We start from the raw sequence: 15662 nt of genomic DNA, 5'->3' as shown, positions 1-15662 counted from the left end.
GTTTCCATCACGGACCATTGCTTCTGATGCGCGCCTCAGACCGACACGGCCTTCGGCTTGGGGCCACGCGCGCCGCGGGCGATCAACAGCTCGGCAATCTGCACCGCGTTGGTGGCCGCCCCTTTGCGCAAGTTGTCGCTGACGCACCAGAAAGCCAGGCCGTTGGGCCCCGACAAATCTTCGCGGATGCGGCCGATGAACACGCCGTCTTGACCGTCACAGGTGCTCGGCATGGGGTATTGCTTGTTGGCCAAGTCGTCGACCACGACGATGCCGGGGAAGTTGGCGAACAACTTCCGGGCTTCGGCCACGGTGACCTTGCGTTCGGTCTCGACCAGGATGCTCTCGCTGTGGCAGTTGCTGACCGGCACGCGAACGCACGTCGGGCAGACCTGAATCGAATCGTCGCCGATGATCTTGCGGGTCTCGTACACCATCTTCATTTCTTCGGAAGTGTACCCTTCGTGCTTGGGGGAACCGATCTGAGGGATCAGATTGAACGCGATCGGATGCGCGAAGATTTCGTACTTGTACTCCTGGCCGTGCAGACTCATGTGCGCGCCGTTTTCCAGGTCGCGCTGTCCGGCCACGCCGGCGCCGCTGGTCGCCTGGTAGGTGCTGACCACCACGCGGCGGACCCGCGCGGCATCGTGTAACGGCTTGAGCGCCACGACCAACTGGGTGGTCGAGCAGTTCGGGCTGGCAATCAGCCCCTGGTGCTTGTCAACCGCGTCGGGATTCACCTCAGGAATCACCAGCGGGATCTTGGGGTCCATCCGCCAGTAGCCGCTTTCGTCGACGACCACGCAGCCGCGCTCGACGGCCCAGGGGACGAAGTCGCGGGCGGTCTCGTCGGGAGTGCTGCCAATGGCCAGATCGACGCCTTCAAACGACTCGGGGCGGAGTTCTTCGACGAGGACGTCGCGGCCGCGGAACTTCAACGTCTTGCCGGCTGACCGGGCCGAAGCCAGGAACTTGACGCGCTCGATGGGGAACTTGCGATCCTCGAGCAACTGTCGAATCAAACCACCGACGGCGCCGGTAGCGCCCACCACGGCCAGCGAGTCAAACACGCGAAACTCCCTCAGGAAAATCGTGAAAAAGTCAATCCACGATTATAGTTGCCAGCCGGCCCGAGGGGCAATGTCCCCCCCTGCCCTGTCCGGTCGCCATTCCCGCGCAGACGGGACTTCAATTGGATTGTCGCGACGCCTAGATTCCCGCCTGCGCGGGAATGACGAAACGTGGGCTGGTGTTTGATGACTGATTCCAAGCCGGCGGCTTGGCCGCCGAGATCGGTGGCAAGGCCACCGGCTTGGTGAAATCTGCAACGCAACAGTGAAGTGCCAAGCACTCTACGCCAGCGCTCGCGGGCTGTTTCCTTTGCGGCGTGGGACGGTGCGGCCGGCTTTGTTGCCGCTCCCCTCCCCTACCCCGTTCGGCTTGGCGTCTTCGCCGTCGAGGACGTACCGCACCACCGCCGGCGAGATGAACGACGAGCAGCCGATCAGCATCACCAGCCCGAACGTCATCATCCCCATGCAAACGCCAATACCCAGATGCAGCGGAATGGCGATGAACAAGACCACCGGCCGGGTCAGCCGCGGCCAGATGATGGCCGCAAAGAACAGCTCCCAATAGACCGTCGTTTGCGTCATCACCGCCAGCGTCAACGGCCAGTTGCACAGCCACGTCATGTCGAGTGATTGATACTCCAGGTTGGCGACCGCTCCCCACAATGCGTCGCCAATCCACCACGACTCCCCTTGCATCTTGGAAAGTCCGGCGAAGAAGTAGATCACGCACATGTGAATCTGGATCAGGCGAACGGCCAGGGTCGCGCCGCTGCTGGGGTTGGCCCGGGGCAAGCTCGGCACACCGGCGCGCCTCGCGGCCAGCCAGCGATCAAGCGAGTAGGCGTCGCCGGTCGGTCCCAGCATCAGGTACATGGCCAGCATGCAGTTGATCTGGTCCAGGCCGAACAACGCGCCCGGCGTGCGATTTACATATGACACCGCGCACACAAAGGCCGCGATCGACGCCCCCCGACTGAACAGCCCCAGCATCAGGCACGCAAACACGCCCAGCGCCAAGCCATGCGCGATCCACAGCGCGGTCGGCGATTCGATCAGCCAGAAGTAGCTCCAGGCATAGGTGCCGTCGAACTGTCGGGCCGCCACTGACTGTGAAATCCAGGCGTTGGGGCCGAAGAAGTCGGTGAGGTTGATCGTCCAGACCAGGTGCGTATAGAGGAGCATCGCACCGGCCAGGATGCGAATCATCCCCAGCGTGGCCGGGTCGCTCGGCCCGAACCAAAAGCGGTTCCAGCCGGCCAGGCTTTCACGTGTCAAACGCCGCAAGTATTCGGTCACCAGTTCCATGGCGATTCACTCCGTGGGCCACGCGCGGCGGCCCTCCCCTGCTCTGTTAAGCGCAATCGGCTATCGCGCTGTTTCAATACGTCCCCAGATTTCGATACTGCTTCAGCTTCGCATCGTCGAGCTTCAGCCCCTGCTGCACGTCGGCCATGCTGGGGAACAAGTGGCGTTCCAAGGTCAGCGTGACGCGGCGGGCCTGGTACTTTGTCTTCAAGTGATTGGCGTACGAGCGCGCGAAGTCTTGTTCCCACTGGGTCAGCGGCGGTTGCTCGTCCGGGCGCGGCGCGGGCTGGGGCAAGGCTTGACCTTGGCCCGAAGCGCCCGCCGGCGGCAGATCGGGAGGCCCGGCCGCCACGCGCTCGGTCAACATGAAGTGCCGGTGATAGAGCAACCGCGGCCACTCTTCCGACAAGTTCGGGAACACACCCTTGCGCGTCGAGCCATCGGCCAGTTCGAGTTCATAGTGGACCAGGTGGCTGGGCCCCGGCTCCGGCGCGAAGAACTTATAGGCGTGCCCCAGGAACATCGCTTCCATGTAAGGATAAACGAACGATCGCAGTCGCGATCCGATCCATGACGGCGGCAGCGACAACGGCCCGATGACCACCACGGCGACATGCAGCACGACCAGCATGCTGACAATCGTGCGGACTGTCGGGCCCCAGGTGGGGCGATCCGTGGCGTTGGTTTTCAGTTCGGTGGCCATGGCGGTCGGTGTCCGGGGGATAGAGCCTTTCAAGTTCAGCGGCTATTCGCCTTATCGGCCTCCGATTGGGGCTGAAGCCCAAAAAAGAAAAAACCCTCGCACGACCGTTAAGCCGTGCGAGGGTTTTTCGTCTGTAACAGATTTAACGCGTGCGTCGCCGCACGCCAGCGAGCTAGTTCGCCCGGGCAACCTGAGCCACGCCAAAGTCGATGGCCAGCTCACGGTTTTCGCCGCCGCGGAGCGTCAGAACCTGCTCCTTGACCAGCGTTTCGCCGTTCTGGTCGAGTTCGACCCGGACGACGTAGTTGTTCCAAACCTGGCCGTTGTTCAACCGGCTGGTCGAGAACTCGCGAACTTCACCCTTCGATTCGGTCGGGGTGCCAGCCAAGGTCACGCGGGCATTGGCCGGAACCATCAGGGTCAGGTTCGTGCGAGCCTTTTGCTCGGCCACCTTCTCTTCGGTGTTGGCATCGAAGTTGAAGGCCAGGTCAGCGGCTTCGCCGGCCCGGACGGTGATGCTCTTGGTTTCGGTCAACACGCGGCCGTCGACCATGCGTTCGGCACGCAGTTCATAGGTGTAGGTGAAACCAGCTTCCAGGTTGTGCGACACAAAGCGACGCACGCTGCCGGTGCTGGTCGTGGCCTTGCCATTGACGAACACGCGGGCATCGGCCGGAACGCTGACGATGATCGTCGCGCTGTTGATCGAAGTGCCGTCAGCCGGAGCTGGCTTGGCATCGACCGGACGCTGCACGGCGCCTGGCACAGCGGTGCCCGGAACAACCGAGCCCGGAACAACCGAGCCCGGAACCACGGTGCCGCCATCGATCATCGGGCCAACGCTGTAGCCGGTGCTGTAGCCACCCGAGCTTCCGCCCGAGCTACCCCAGCCGCCCGACGAGCCACCCGAGCTTCCGCCCGAGCTGCCCCAACCACCGGACGAGCCGCCCGACGAACCACCCGAGCTACCCCACGAGCCGTAGCTCCAGCGGTGGTGGTGGAACAAGCCGTGGCGCGGAGCGTAGCCCCCCGAGCTTCCGCCCGAGCTACCCCAACCACCCGACGATCCACCCGACGAACCACCCGAGCTGCCGTAGCCGCCCGACGATCCCCCCGACGAACCGCCCGAGCTGCCATACCAGCCGCCCGACGATCCACCCGAGCTGCCCCAGCCACCCGAGCTACCGCCCGAGCTGCCGTGGAAACGATGCCCGAAAGCGTTGGCTTCCGAGGTCGTGGCCGCCCAACCAACCAGCGCCGCAAGCGACGCCAGCACGAGCTTGCGAAAATTCCATTTAGCCATTTTGAAGACTCCCGAGAGAACTTTGTTCGATGATGCCGAGGAAAGACCCAAAGCTTCAAAAACCTAGCACACAGTTGGCGGGACGTGCGTAGTTTTTTCCGCATCCGAAGGTTGCGGAAAATGCACAAGATTTAACTGCCAAAATACCGTCATCAACTGGGGGAGTGCAAGCATCCAACCGTCAAAATTGGCGTCGGCGGCAAAATCGGTTTCCCCTACTATTCCCGCAGATTACGACGCCAGCCCCTTTTTCACCCGCCTGCCCCAAGCATGGATATTCCCGTTTGGCTCCGGCAATGCCCCTGGCTGTTGGTCGCCTCGGGGGGCGGCTTGGCGCTCTTAGGGGTGGCGGCGATCGCCCGCTGTGAGGAGTTGGCCAGCCAGGCCGCGGGCCGTCATTGGCACCAGCAACTCTTATGGGCGGCGCTGGGGTTTCTGGCCCTGCTGGTCGCCTCGCTGCCGAACTACCGGCGGCTCAATCGGTTGGCCTACGTCATCTATGCCGTGGCCGTGGCGCTGCTGGTGGTGGTTTATTTCTGCCCGCCGGTGCATGGCGTGCATCGTTGGATTCGCCTGGGGCCGCTTAGCCTGCAACCTTCGGAACTGGCCAAGGTGGCCTATGTGCTCGCCCTGGCGCGATTTTTGTCCGACGCGCGCGAGCTGCGCGGCTGGCGCGCGCTGTTCGCGCCGTTGGCGATGACCGTCGCGCCGGTCTGGCTGGTGCTGCGCGAGCCCGACTTGGGGACGTCGCTGGTGTTCATCCCGGCCCTGTTGGCGATGCTGCTGGTGGCCGGCCTAAGGCGGCGCGACTTGCTGGTGCTGATGTTGTGCGGCGCGGCCATGACGCCGGCCCTCTGGTCGCAGATGAGTCGCGAGCAGCGCTCACGCATCACGTCACTGTTTCAACAATCAAACCCCGGCGAGCGTCCCAAGGCCGACGGCTATCAACTGCATCAGGCCAAGCAAGTCCTCGCCCTGGGAGGCGTCGCCGGCAGTTGGCTGCACGAAGCCGGCGACGAGTCATTGTCGTATCACCTGCCCGAGGCGCACACCGACTTCATCTTCGCGGTGATCGGCGAGCGCTATGGCTGGCCTGGGTTGGGGTCGGTGGTGTTGTTGTACTTGCTGCTGGTCGGCAAGCTGTTGGCCATTGCGCGCCAGACGCGCGATCCGTTCGGCCGACTGTTGGTGACGGGCGTGGCGGCGCTGTTTGGCAGCCAGATGTTGATCAACACCGGCATGTCGCTGGGCCTGTTGCCGGTGACGGGCTTGACACTGCCGCTGGTCAGCTACGGCGGCTCGGCGCTGGTGTCGCACGCCTTGGCGTTGGGGCTGGCGGTGAACGTCGGCCTGCGCTCCGACATTGAAATCGCGCCCGGCCCGTTCAGCCGCGCGCTGGTTTGAGTGCGATAGACCACCACCGTCACTCACTCCTCGTGCGACGAGCGATGAACACCCCTCCCTGCCAGGGAGGGGCTGGGGGAGGGTAACGACGTCGCACAAGATTGACGCGGAACCCTCATCCGGCGGCTAGCGCCGCCACCTTCTCCCGGCGGGAGAAGGGTTTGGGCTGCGCCTTGCAAGCTTCACTAACGAATCATTTCGCCGGCACAATCTTGACGTCGTCAACGTCCAACTGCCCGACACCGCCGAGCAGCCCGACGCGCACAATCACGTGTGTCGCCGTCGGCGGCACCTTGACGGTTTCTTCCTCGTTTTGCCAGTCAAATGTCCCCACCCAGGGGCCAACGCCGATCTCGCCGAGGTTGTGCTGCTGGATGTCGTAGAACGTAAAGACCAAGTACGCGACTTCGCCGGGATGAGTGCCGGTGTGAATCTGCTCGCCGCGGACTCTCAAGCTGACCGTCAGCTTGGGAATCTTCTGACCATCGATCGGAAAGGCCTGCAGCGCCTGGCTGCCGCGGCCGGCTTCCTGGTTGGTGAAGCGGATGAAGTGGGTTCCCTCGGGCGCTTTCGGGTCGGTGAGTACGTTCCCCTGCCGCGAATAGTGCCAGCCCTTCGGCGCTTCGACTTCGCCGTCCTTATACGTTTCTTCAAAGCCGCCGTTGATGATGCCCGGGTGCGAAGGATCGGGCTTCACGCGCCGCTCGTCCTCGGCCTTGCCCGTCATTGGTACGAACAGCGTTGGCCGCAGCGCCTCGGCCTCGAGCTTGCCGTTGACCTTGCGAAACAGGTAGAGCGACTGTTGATAACGCTCGCCCAGCGGCACGATCAGCCGGCCCCCCTCGCGCAATTGCTGCACGAGCTTTTGCGGCACGTTCTCGGGCGAGCAAGTGACGATGATCTTGTCGAACGGCGCTTTGTCGGGCCAGCCTTCGTAGCCGTCGCCGACCCTGGCAAAGACATTCTTGTAGCCCAGTCGTTTCAGCGTCTCGGCCGCCTTGCGCCCGAGCGGTTCTTTGATTTCGATCGTGTAGACCTCTTTGACCAGCGGGCTCAGGACGGCCGCCTGATAGCCGCTGCCCGTGCCGACTTCGAGCACGCGATCCTCGGGTTGAGGGTCAAGCTGCTCGGTCATGAACGCCACGATAAACGGCGGCGAAATGGTCTGCTGCTCGCCAATCGGCAGCGCCATATCGAAATAGGCCATGTGCCGCTGGGCGATCGGCACGAACTCATGCCGCGGTGTGTTGCGAATGGCGTCGAGCACCCGCGGGTTCTTGATTCCCGCGCCGGCGATTTCGTGTTCGGTCATCTGCGCCCGCAACTCGGCAAAGCTCGCCGGCCGCGGCGCAGCATTGGCCGTCGCCGCCGCCAGGCAGACGACAGCAACCAACAAGCAACGAACCCAAAGGGCGTAAGCCAGCTTCATCTTGTTCTCTTTCGTAGCGCGATTACGCAATGGCGTGCTGCGCATAATCCCTGGGTAGCACCGACAACTGGTTGTCGGTGTCGCGCAGCGACAAGAGGGCAATGGATCGCCGTCTCGATCCCTCTTGCGGCTGCGCCGCCCGGACAAGCAAGTTGTCCGGGCCACCCGAGCAGTGGTGATCCGCCACAAGCATAACACGATCCCTGGCCAATTCGTGCCCCAATTGGCCGGCGCGAACCAGCGGGCGAAGGCCATTTCTTGTATATTAAACGTCTGGTCCGGCCCGACGGTTCCCGGGCCGCGACTTCCAACTTCGTAACCTGGCTGCTTAGCGTGATCGATCGGCCGATGTACCGGATGCTGGCACTCGACATCGACGGCACCTTGGTCAATAGCAATGACGAGGTCTCGGCCGAAACTCGCGACGCCTTGCGCCGCGCCGCCGAGGCCGGGCTGCGAATTGTCCTGGCCACGGGACGGCGCTACAGCCGGGCCTTACCGTTGGTCGAACCACTGGGAATCGACGCGCCAGTCATTTCGGCCAGCGGCGCGCTCATTAAACACCCGGGGGACCATCGCACGCTGTTCCGTGCTCACTTGGACCGGGACGATCTGCGTGCCCTGCTCCGCGTAGTCGATCAGGCTGGCTTCGACGCCATCTTGTATGGCGACACGTTCGCCGAAGGGTTCGACTATTACTGCCGCCGGCTCGATGTCAGCCAGCCTGAACTGGCCGAGTATCTGGCGCTGAATCGCGATTGCGAGCGCCTCTGGCCGCAACTGGTCACCGAGCCCCCTGCTGACATCTTCGCCGGCTTCGTGATGGGAACCCGCGAGCAAATGGTCGGGCTGCATCACGCCCTGCAGAGCGCCCTGCCCGGTCGGCTTTATACCCACGTCATCCGTTCGCCGCGCTATCGGGGATTCATGTGCGAGATCGCGCCGGCCGGCGCCACGAAATGGTCGGGCGTGTTGCACGTGGCCCAGATTTGGCAGATTGCCGAGCACGAAATCTGCGCCGTCGGTGACGACGTCAACGACTTGCCCATGGTCGAAGGGGCCGGGCTCGGCATTGCCATGGGGAACGCGGTCCCCGAGTTGAAGGCCGCGGCCGATCGCATTGCGCCGACGCACGACGATCACGGCCTGGTGCAAGTGGTCGACTGGTTGCTGGAACACCGCGGCGCGTAACGGCTATCGAGAACGCCCATGCTCCGCTGGATGTTCAATCTGGTTTACGAGTCGATACCGGTAGCGATCCAAAGCGACTATTCGTTGGATGAATCGGTTTCGCGATTGCGCACGGCAACGCGACCGTGGACGCCATTCTCATTCATGGACTCGGGCGCCATCGGCGTAGTCAATGAGAATCGTGTGTCGCTGCAACGGATGGTTTCGTTTGTAAACAATGGGTTCAAGTACCACTTTTACGGCAAGTTCTTGACGCGGGACGATAATCGCGTTGTGCTCAAGGGGCGTTTCACAATGTCGCTCTTTGTCAAAGTGTTCTTGACGATCTGGTTCGGTGGTGTGTTGTTAGGTACTACAGGCGGTTTCATTGCGGGCATCACAGCACTGTCGTCGGGAGATCGAAGCGGGCTGGCTTTCCTGATAGGGTGCCCCCTTTTTGTGGCATTCGCATGCGCGTTCATTCATATTTGCAAGGCCTGCTCGCGCGGCGACATCCCCTGGCTCACCGACCTGATGACCGACACACTTACTTGTCGGCCCGGGCGGGTTGAGATACCGTAAACGTAGGCGACTCCTGCGGTTTGCACGCGGACTCGCCATGGCTGCTGTTTCGCGTCCCGGCGCACAAGGACCGTCGCCATGCATGGCTGTTGGCTCCCCTCCCCTGCTCTGCTGGCGGTCGCCGGTTGGTTGTTGGCCACGGTCGCGGCCGCCGCCGAGCCCGACGCCGCTCAAAAGTTGCTCCTGACCGGCAAGTACGAAGAAGCGATCGAGGCGTTTCAGGAGCTGGCCGACGACCATCCCAAGGCGTCGGCCATCGGCGTGGCGCAAGCCCGCGCGGCCATGGGGCAGGACGACCGCGCGCTCGAAGCGCTCGATGCCGCGCTGAAAAAGTCACCGGACGCCGCCGACTTGCTGGCCGAAAAAGCGTCGCTCCACTTTCAGCATGGTCAGATCGACCAGGCCGACGCCGCCGTCGCGGCCGCACTGAAGAAGGCACCGAACCATCTGTTGGCCCGCTGGATTCAGGCCGAGCGCTGGCGGACCAGCGGCAAACTGGACGAAGCCGACAAGGCCTACAAATCGTTCGTCGATTACTACAACGAGCAAGACGTCACTCGTCCCGAGGAACTGTGTCTGATTGGCCGGGCCGCGGCGCAATATGCCCGCTGGCATGGGCTGAGCGAGCAGTTTACGTTTCTGGTCAATGAACTCTTTCCCGAGGTGTTGCAGCTCGACCCGGCGTACTGGCCCGCGACGTACGAAGCTGGTGTGCTGTTCATTGAAAAGTACAACGACGCCGAGGCCAATAAGCACTTGGAGTCGGCGTTGGAGCTGAACCCGGCCGCGGCCGACGCCCACGCCGCGATGGCCCGACTGGGGGTGCAGAATTACCAGCTTGAGGGGGCGCGCCGGCATATCGACCGAGCGCTCGAGATCAACCCCCGCCACCTGGGCGCGCTGCAATCGCGCGCCGATGCGCACATGGCCAACTTCGAGTTGGCCGACGCAATCGAGACGCTGGAAGCAGCCCGCGCGATCAACCCGATCGATGAAGAGACGCTCGGCCGACTGGCCGCGGTCTGGTCCGTGGTCGATGGCGTGGACCTGCTGGCCAAAGACTCGCGCGGCGCCAAGCTCGCCGCCGAGGTCGAGGCCCGCAATCCGCATTGCGGGACGTTCTATCTGCAGGCCGGCGCGGCCCTCGACCTGACCCGTCACTATCCGGCGGCGGCCAAGTATTACGAGCTGGCCGTGGCGCGGATGCCGCAACTGATCGAGCCGCGCGGCATGCTGGGCATGATGTACATGCGACTGGGTGACGAAGCCCAGGCTCGCAAGCTATTGTCCGAGTCGTTTGAGGTCGATCCGTTCAATGTTCGCGTCAGTAACAGTCTGAAAGTGCTGGAAGTCCTGGACGACTACGCGGTGCTGGAGACCGAACACTTCATCATCAAGTTCGACCGGGTCAAGGACGGCTTGTTGGCCAAGTACGTGGCCCGCTACCTGGAAGACGAGGTTTACCCGCAACTGACCAAACAGTTCGGCTTCAAGCCGGAAGGGAAATCGCTGTTCGAGATATTCAATCGGGCTCGTAACACGCGCGGCCACGGTTGGTTCAGCGCCCGGATGGTGGGGCTGCCCTACGTGGGAACCGTCGGCGCGTGCGCCGGCAAGATGGTGGCGCTGGCCAGCCCGAACGATATGCCTTCGCCGTACAACTGGGCTCGGGTCGTCAAGCACGAGTTCGTACATGTGCTGAACCTGCAGCAAAGCAAGTTCAACATTCCCCACTGGTACACCGAAGCCTTGGCCGTCGAATCGGAAGGCTATCCGCGGCAACCCTCGTGGAACGAGATGTTGGTGGCGCGCGTGCCGGCGGGCAAGATGTTCAACCTCGAGAACATCAACCTGGGATTCGTCCGCCCCAAGAGCGGTGAGGATTGGCAGATGGCATACTGCCAGGCCCAGCTTTACGCCCAGTACATGTTGAAAACCTACGGCGACGAAGCGCTGGCCAAGATGTTGAACTGCTACGCCGACAACTTGAACACCCGCGACGCGCTGAAGCGGTCGTTCAACGTGGACCAGGCCGACTTCGAGCGCGGCTATCGCAAGTACGTCGAGGAACTGGTCGAGCAACTGTCGATCGAGCGCGAGAAGCCGAGCGAGTCGATGAAGTTCGCCGATCTGGTGCGGGCTCAGAAAGAAAAGCCCGACGATCCGGCGCTGGCCGCGCGACTGGCGTCGGCGTACTTCGAGCGGAAGAACTACCCCGACGCTCGCAAGCTGGCCGAGCAGGCCATGAAAGCCGACCCGCACAATGGCCGCGCCGCGGTAGTGCTGGCCCGCGTGCGAATGGTGATCGGCGAGGACGAGGCGGCCAAGGAGTTGCTGCTGAAAGCGGTCGACGAGAAACAGCCCGAGCCGGTGTCGTTGCGACTGCTGGCCGACATGCACTACAAGAACAGCGACTATGAACCGGCGCGGCAGTTGTACGAGCTGGGGGCCAAGACCTGGGCCGACGATGTGCAATGGACCAAGGCGCTGGCCCGGCTGTACCTGAAGACCGGCGAGAAGAAGCGGCTGTTCACGACGCTGGAACGGCTGGCGTCGTTTGACGCCGACGACTTGTTGTTGCGGAAGAAGCTGGCGTACCTGGCGCTGGAAGAAGAGAACTACGCGGCCGCGGCCCGCTGGGGGCGCGAAGCGCTTTACGCCAACGTGCAGGATGGCGATTCACACCGGTTGCTGGCCGACGCCCTGGTCGGGCAGCGGAAGTTCAAGGACGCCATCGAGGAATTCCAGGCGGCGATCTCGCTCGACGAAAAGCAGCCTGCCTGGCGATTCTCGCTGGCCGACGCATACCTGCAAGGGGGCGACACGGCCGGGGCGATCGAAACCTTGGAACGGTTGGTGGCCATCGCGCCCGAGTATCCCGGCGCGGCCCAATTGCTCGAAGCGTTACGTGAGGAGCAAAAGGCCAAGAATAAATAGGTTGGCGAGATCGCCTGGGGAGAATGTTGGCGTCGGCCGGGCGATTTGGTAGGTCAGGCCTTGGCCTGACAAAGTTGTGTATTGTATTGATAAGGATGCCACAATGATGTCAGGCCAAGGCCTGACCTACGACTAGCTAACGATTTCATTGATTCTTTTGAGTCTCTCGGTTCCACCTCCGTTTCGCAGCATCGCATGACTCCATCAGACCCAGCGCCACCGGCCGAGCAACCGAACATCTCGTTGCGGGCGTTCCAGCAACTGATCCGCGACATGTACCTGGAAAAGGATCTGGCCCGGGGGATCGACGGGACGTTCATGTGGCTGATGGAAGAAGTCGGCGAGCTGGCGTCGGCCTTGCGCAACGGCACCCACGAAGAACGCCTGGGCGAGTTCGCCGACGTGCTGGCATGGCTGACGACGATTGCCAACGTGGCGGGGGTCGATCTGACCGAGGCGGTGGCGCGGAAGTACGGCGCGGGCTGCCCCGGCTGCGGGCAATTTGTCTGCGTGTGTGCCAACGCGGAGAAGCCATGAACGCCGTCCGTGTTGCGCTAGTCGGGCTGAGCGTCTTTCTGATCGCTGGTCCTGGCGTCCGGGCAGCGAAGCCTACGTATCTTGAAGACCCCATTGCCGGGCATATCAAGATTGGTATCGGTGGCCATTACCGTGCTGGTTGCTGGACGTCCGTCCGGATTGATTCCCCCGAGCTATCCGTGTCTTTACCAGATGCCGACGGCATCGAAGTTGATTGCCTTGGAATCGATTTGCCACAAGGCGTTGATGTGTTTGATGGTACGTATTGGGGCCAAATCGGTCGCTCTGCTGGCCAGCTCAAAGTAATACGAAACGCCGAGCCAATCATTGGTTCTCTTTCCTCTGCACGAGGCGCTCGCCGGCGGGAAGGGCCTCTGGCGCGAGCGGTGCCGGCGGACAATCTCTGGTTCGTGGGAGTGGGGCGGCGCGACCGATGGCCCTTGTGGAACGTCGATCAAACACAGGCTGGCGACGTGACATTGTCACACCTGAGCCACATCGACGAACTGTGGCTGGATGCCAGAGGGTTGTCCGGAGTAGACACGCTGGTAATGCATTTACCCGAGATCAATCAGGAAAACTATTCTGACGACAAGATTGGCGCAATAATTCCCTGGGTTCATTTTGGTGGTCGCCTAGTCGTATTCCTTGGCGCCAAGGCCGTCGAGGATCTTAACAAGAATCCATCAGGCGTCGATCGAGAGCAGATAACGAGGTTGTTTGTTCCAGTCCGCATCACGGAGACAATAGCACTACCACGCTTTGACGCGTTGGAAAGCTACAGCGGCACCTCGCACCGCATTGTCTCGGCCGGCCGGCGGAATGATACCGGCCTACACGTGCCACGACTTGATGAAGTGCGAGGAAGGGTCGAATTGAGCGAAGCGGGCATTCCACTCATTGTCCGCTCAAAGTGCGGCTTTGGCGAAATCACCTTTGTGGCGCTGACGCTCGATGAAGAGCCCGTCAGCTCTTGGCCAGGCAGACAAGCTTTTGTTAATCGTGTGCTTGGCATCGCGCCAGCAACGCAGCCAAGAGGTGACGAGCATTTGTCACACCGCTTTGGCTTAAGCGACCTGAGCGGTCAGCTCTGTGGGGCGCTCGACTGCTACTCCTCGGTCGGCGAGTTTTCGTTCTGGAAGCTTGTCGCCCTCGTCGTCGCCCTGGCATTGATTGTTGGGCCTGCTGACTATTGGCTCGTCTACCGCCTGCTTCGACGTCCGGCACTCACTTGGTTGACGTTGCCTGCCATGCTTGGCGTTGCCACTTGGTGCGTTGTAGCCATAAACGCATCACGCGACAAACCTGCCATCGTCGCGAGCCAGGTTGATTTGCTCGATTTTGATCTCGCTTCAAACATTCAGCGAAGCAACAGTTGGATGGGGTTGTACAGTAAGCGCAGCCAACGACTCGATGTAAGCGTCTCGCCAAATGCAATACTTGGCATCGAACCTCTCGATACGCGCGTCGGTTGGTTTGCAGCTCCCGGCGTTGGCTGGACGGGCATGCACTCACGCACCGAAGGCGCCATGTGGGCCGGAATTTCTTACGAGAATCACGCGCATCAGCTCACGCAGGTTCCATTCGAAGCCCACGGTACACGCGCCTTTCACTCGCGATGGGGATGGGAATACGAAGTGTCGTCTCTGGTCGATGGCAAATTGCGTGTTGGCGTAGATGGCATACTCCTCGGCTCGCTCACAAACAAGAACTTAAGGCTCCACAACGCCGTCCTCTTGCACGATCGCTGGGCTTGGGAGATTGGCGACCTGGCCCCTGGGCAAACTTTCACTGTGCCGCCGGCGGGGCACAAGGACATCGGTGCGACGCTGCGCGAAACTCGCACGGTCAGCAGTGCCGAGCGCGGCAGCCACTGGCAAGCCGCCCTCGAATACGACGCCACCAGCCGCGAACTGGCCCCGGTCATGCGGGCCATGATGTTCCACGAAGCCATCGGCGGCCGCCACTACACTGGACTTCCCAACGTGCAGCAGGCCTGGCTCGATATGAGCCATTTGCTCAAGGATCGCGCGATCTTGTTCGCCGAGTTGGACGAGGACTTCTCAGCGTGCGACTGGAAAGTCAGCGACTCGAAGACGCCGAACGAGAAGCAAACGATCAAGCCGGCGCGGCGGGTCAGCTTTGTTCGCGTGGTGTTGCCGCTCGAGGCCCCCTCCCCTGCCCCGGTGGGAGGCGCGCCGTGATCGAAACCCGCGAGCTCACCAAAGTCTACGGCCGGTTGCGGGCCCTCGACCGTTTGACCCTCAAGCTCGATGCCGGCGACCTGTTCGGCTTCATCGGCCGCAACGGCGCTGGCAAGACGACCACCATGCGCATCCTGGCCACGCTGCTGGCGCCGACCTGGGGCGAAGCCTACGTCTGCGGCCAGTCGGTCTATACCAACCCGCGCGAGGTGCGACGGCTGATCGGGTTCATGCCCGACAGCTTCGGCGTCTATGACGACATGCGGGTGATCGAGTACCTGGAGTTCTTCGCCGCCGCGTACCGGATCAACGGCGTGGCCCGGCGGCAGGTGGCCGAACGGTCGCTCGAAATCGTCGACTTGGGATTCAAGCGCGACGAACTGGTCACCAGCCTGTCGCGCGGCATGATGCAGCGGCTGGGCCTGGCGCGGGTGTTGTTGCACGATCCGCAAGTGCTGCTGCTCGACGAGCCGGCCAGCGGGCTCGACCCGCGCGCGCGGATTGAAATGCGGGCTCTGTTGCGCCGGCTGCGCGAGACGGGCAAGACGATCTTGGTCAGCAGCCACATCCTGCCCGAGCTGGGCGAGGTGTGTAACAAGATCGGCATCATCGAGCACGGGCAGTTGCTGGTCGCCGGCGACGTGGCCGAGGTGATGCGGCGCGTGCGCCAGCAAACAGTGCTGCGCATCGTGGTCGTTGGCGAACCTGACGCCGCGGCCCGAGTGATCGAGCAGCACCCCGCGGTCGAAACGGTGAACATCCGCGACGGTCACCTAGCGGTGCAACTCAAGCGCGAGGCGGGCGATTACAGCGAGTTGCCGTCGCTGTTGATCGGCGCTGGTTTCAAGCTGACCGAGTTCCGCGAGGAAGAGATCAATCTCGAAACGGCGTTCTTGGAACTTACGCGCGACATGCGCGCATGACATTAGCCCCCGGTCAATGACCGGGGGCTTTGCGCGAGAAGTGATGGTTGTAGCCGTCAACTTTAGGAGCGCTCATACCCTCCCCCCTG

Annotated in this window: 12 protein-coding genes; 7 read left to right on the top strand and 5 right to left on the bottom strand. The window is 62.5% G+C overall.

The window, feature by feature from the left end; all coding sequences use genetic code 11:
* Positions 1-35: 35 nt before the first annotated feature.
* From JSS27_18840 to JSS27_18825, 4 genes are all read right to left on the bottom strand, one after another.
* Positions 36-1073 (bottom strand): aspartate-semialdehyde dehydrogenase, encoded by a 1038-nt coding sequence (locus JSS27_18840; protein ID MBS0211006.1) that lies wholly within the window; start codon positions 1071-1073, stop codon positions 36-38.
* 282 nt (positions 1074-1355) lie between these two features.
* A complete protein-coding gene (locus JSS27_18835; protein ID MBS0211005.1) occupies positions 1356-2381 on the bottom strand; it encodes an HTTM domain-containing protein in 1026 nt (341 codons plus the stop codon).
* Positions 2382-2454: 73 nt separating this feature from the next.
* Positions 2455-3084 (bottom strand): hypothetical protein, encoded by a 630-nt coding sequence (locus tag JSS27_18830; GenBank protein MBS0211004.1) that lies wholly within the window; start codon positions 3082-3084, stop codon positions 2455-2457.
* 172 nt (positions 3085-3256) lie between these two features.
* On the bottom strand, positions 3257-4387 hold the full coding sequence (locus JSS27_18825) for a TIGR03000 domain-containing protein (protein MBS0211003.1): 1131 nt from the start codon (positions 4385-4387) through the stop codon (positions 3257-3259).
* 270 nt (positions 4388-4657) lie between these two features.
* Between JSS27_18825 and JSS27_18820 the strand changes: the two genes are divergently transcribed.
* Positions 4658-5791, top strand: a complete 1134-nt coding sequence (locus JSS27_18820; GenBank protein ID MBS0211002.1) for a rod shape-determining protein RodA — start codon at positions 4658-4660, stop codon at positions 5789-5791.
* 193 nt (positions 5792-5984) lie between these two features.
* Here JSS27_18820 and JSS27_18815 read toward each other — a convergent pair whose 3' ends face one another.
* Complete coding sequence (locus tag JSS27_18815) at positions 5985-7220, bottom strand: protein-L-isoaspartate(D-aspartate) O-methyltransferase (GenBank protein MBS0211001.1); 1236 nt, start codon at positions 7218-7220, stop codon at positions 5985-5987.
* A gap of 258 nt (positions 7221-7478) precedes the next feature.
* On the opposite strand from JSS27_18815, the gene JSS27_18810 reads away from it, so the two are divergent.
* From JSS27_18810 to JSS27_18785, 6 genes are all read left to right on the top strand, one after another.
* On the top strand, positions 7479-8411 hold the full coding sequence (locus JSS27_18810) for an HAD family phosphatase (protein ID MBS0211000.1): 933 nt from the start codon (positions 7479-7481) through the stop codon (positions 8409-8411).
* Positions 8412-8429: 18 nt separating this feature from the next.
* Entirely contained in the window at positions 8430-8972 is a 543-nt protein-coding gene (locus JSS27_18805) for a hypothetical protein (protein ID MBS0210999.1), read from the top strand.
* A 78-nt stretch (positions 8973-9050) separates the two neighbouring features.
* On the top strand, positions 9051-11909 hold the full coding sequence (locus JSS27_18800; protein MBS0210998.1) for a tetratricopeptide repeat protein: 2859 nt from the start codon (positions 9051-9053) through the stop codon (positions 11907-11909).
* 195 nt (positions 11910-12104) lie between these two features.
* Complete coding sequence (locus JSS27_18795; protein ID MBS0210997.1) at positions 12105-12446, top strand: nucleotide pyrophosphohydrolase; 342 nt, start codon at positions 12105-12107, stop codon at positions 12444-12446.
* Positions 12443-14650: a hypothetical protein gene (locus JSS27_18790; protein MBS0210996.1), complete on the top strand. Its 2208-nt coding sequence runs from the start codon at positions 12443-12445 to the stop codon at positions 14648-14650. Before JSS27_18795 ends, JSS27_18790 begins: the two co-directional genes overlap by 4 nt.
* Complete coding sequence (locus tag JSS27_18785; protein MBS0210995.1) at positions 14647-15573, top strand: ABC transporter ATP-binding protein; 927 nt, start codon at positions 14647-14649, stop codon at positions 15571-15573. The genes JSS27_18790 and JSS27_18785 overlap by 4 nt, the downstream gene beginning before the upstream one ends.
* The last annotated feature ends 89 nt before the right edge of the window (positions 15574-15662 follow it).

It is taken from the genome of Planctomycetota bacterium, from assembly GCA_018242585.1.
Lineage (GTDB): Bacteria > Planctomycetota > Planctomycetia > Pirellulales > PNKZ01 > JAFEBQ01.
This window is presented reverse-complemented; position numbering and strand designations above follow the sequence as displayed.

Excerpts from the sequence above, each read along its gene's own strand:
- JSS27_18835 (MBS0211005.1), bottom strand. The coding sequence starts at position 2,381 with ATGGAACTGGTGACCGAATACTTGCGGCGTTTGACACGTGAAAGCCTG.
- JSS27_18830 (MBS0211004.1), bottom strand. The coding sequence starts at position 3,084 with ATGGCCACCGAACTGAAAACCAACGCCACGGATCGCCCCACCTGGGGC.
- JSS27_18825 (MBS0211003.1), bottom strand. The coding sequence starts at position 4,387 with ATGGCTAAATGGAATTTTCGCAAGCTCGTGCTGGCGTCGCTTGCGGCG.
- JSS27_18820 (MBS0211002.1), top strand. The coding sequence starts at position 4,658 with ATGGATATTCCCGTTTGGCTCCGGCAATGCCCCTGGCTGTTGGTCGCC.
- JSS27_18815 (MBS0211001.1), bottom strand. The coding sequence starts at position 7,220 with ATGAAGCTGGCTTACGCCCTTTGGGTTCGTTGCTTGTTGGTTGCTGTC.
- JSS27_18805 (MBS0210999.1), top strand. The coding sequence starts at position 8,430 with ATGCTCCGCTGGATGTTCAATCTGGTTTACGAGTCGATACCGGTAGCG.
- JSS27_18800 (MBS0210998.1), top strand. The coding sequence starts at position 9,051 with ATGCATGGCTGTTGGCTCCCCTCCCCTGCTCTGCTGGCGGTCGCCGGT.
- JSS27_18795 (MBS0210997.1), top strand. The coding sequence starts at position 12,105 with ATGACTCCATCAGACCCAGCGCCACCGGCCGAGCAACCGAACATCTCG.
- JSS27_18790 (MBS0210996.1), top strand. The coding sequence starts at position 12,443 with ATGAACGCCGTCCGTGTTGCGCTAGTCGGGCTGAGCGTCTTTCTGATC.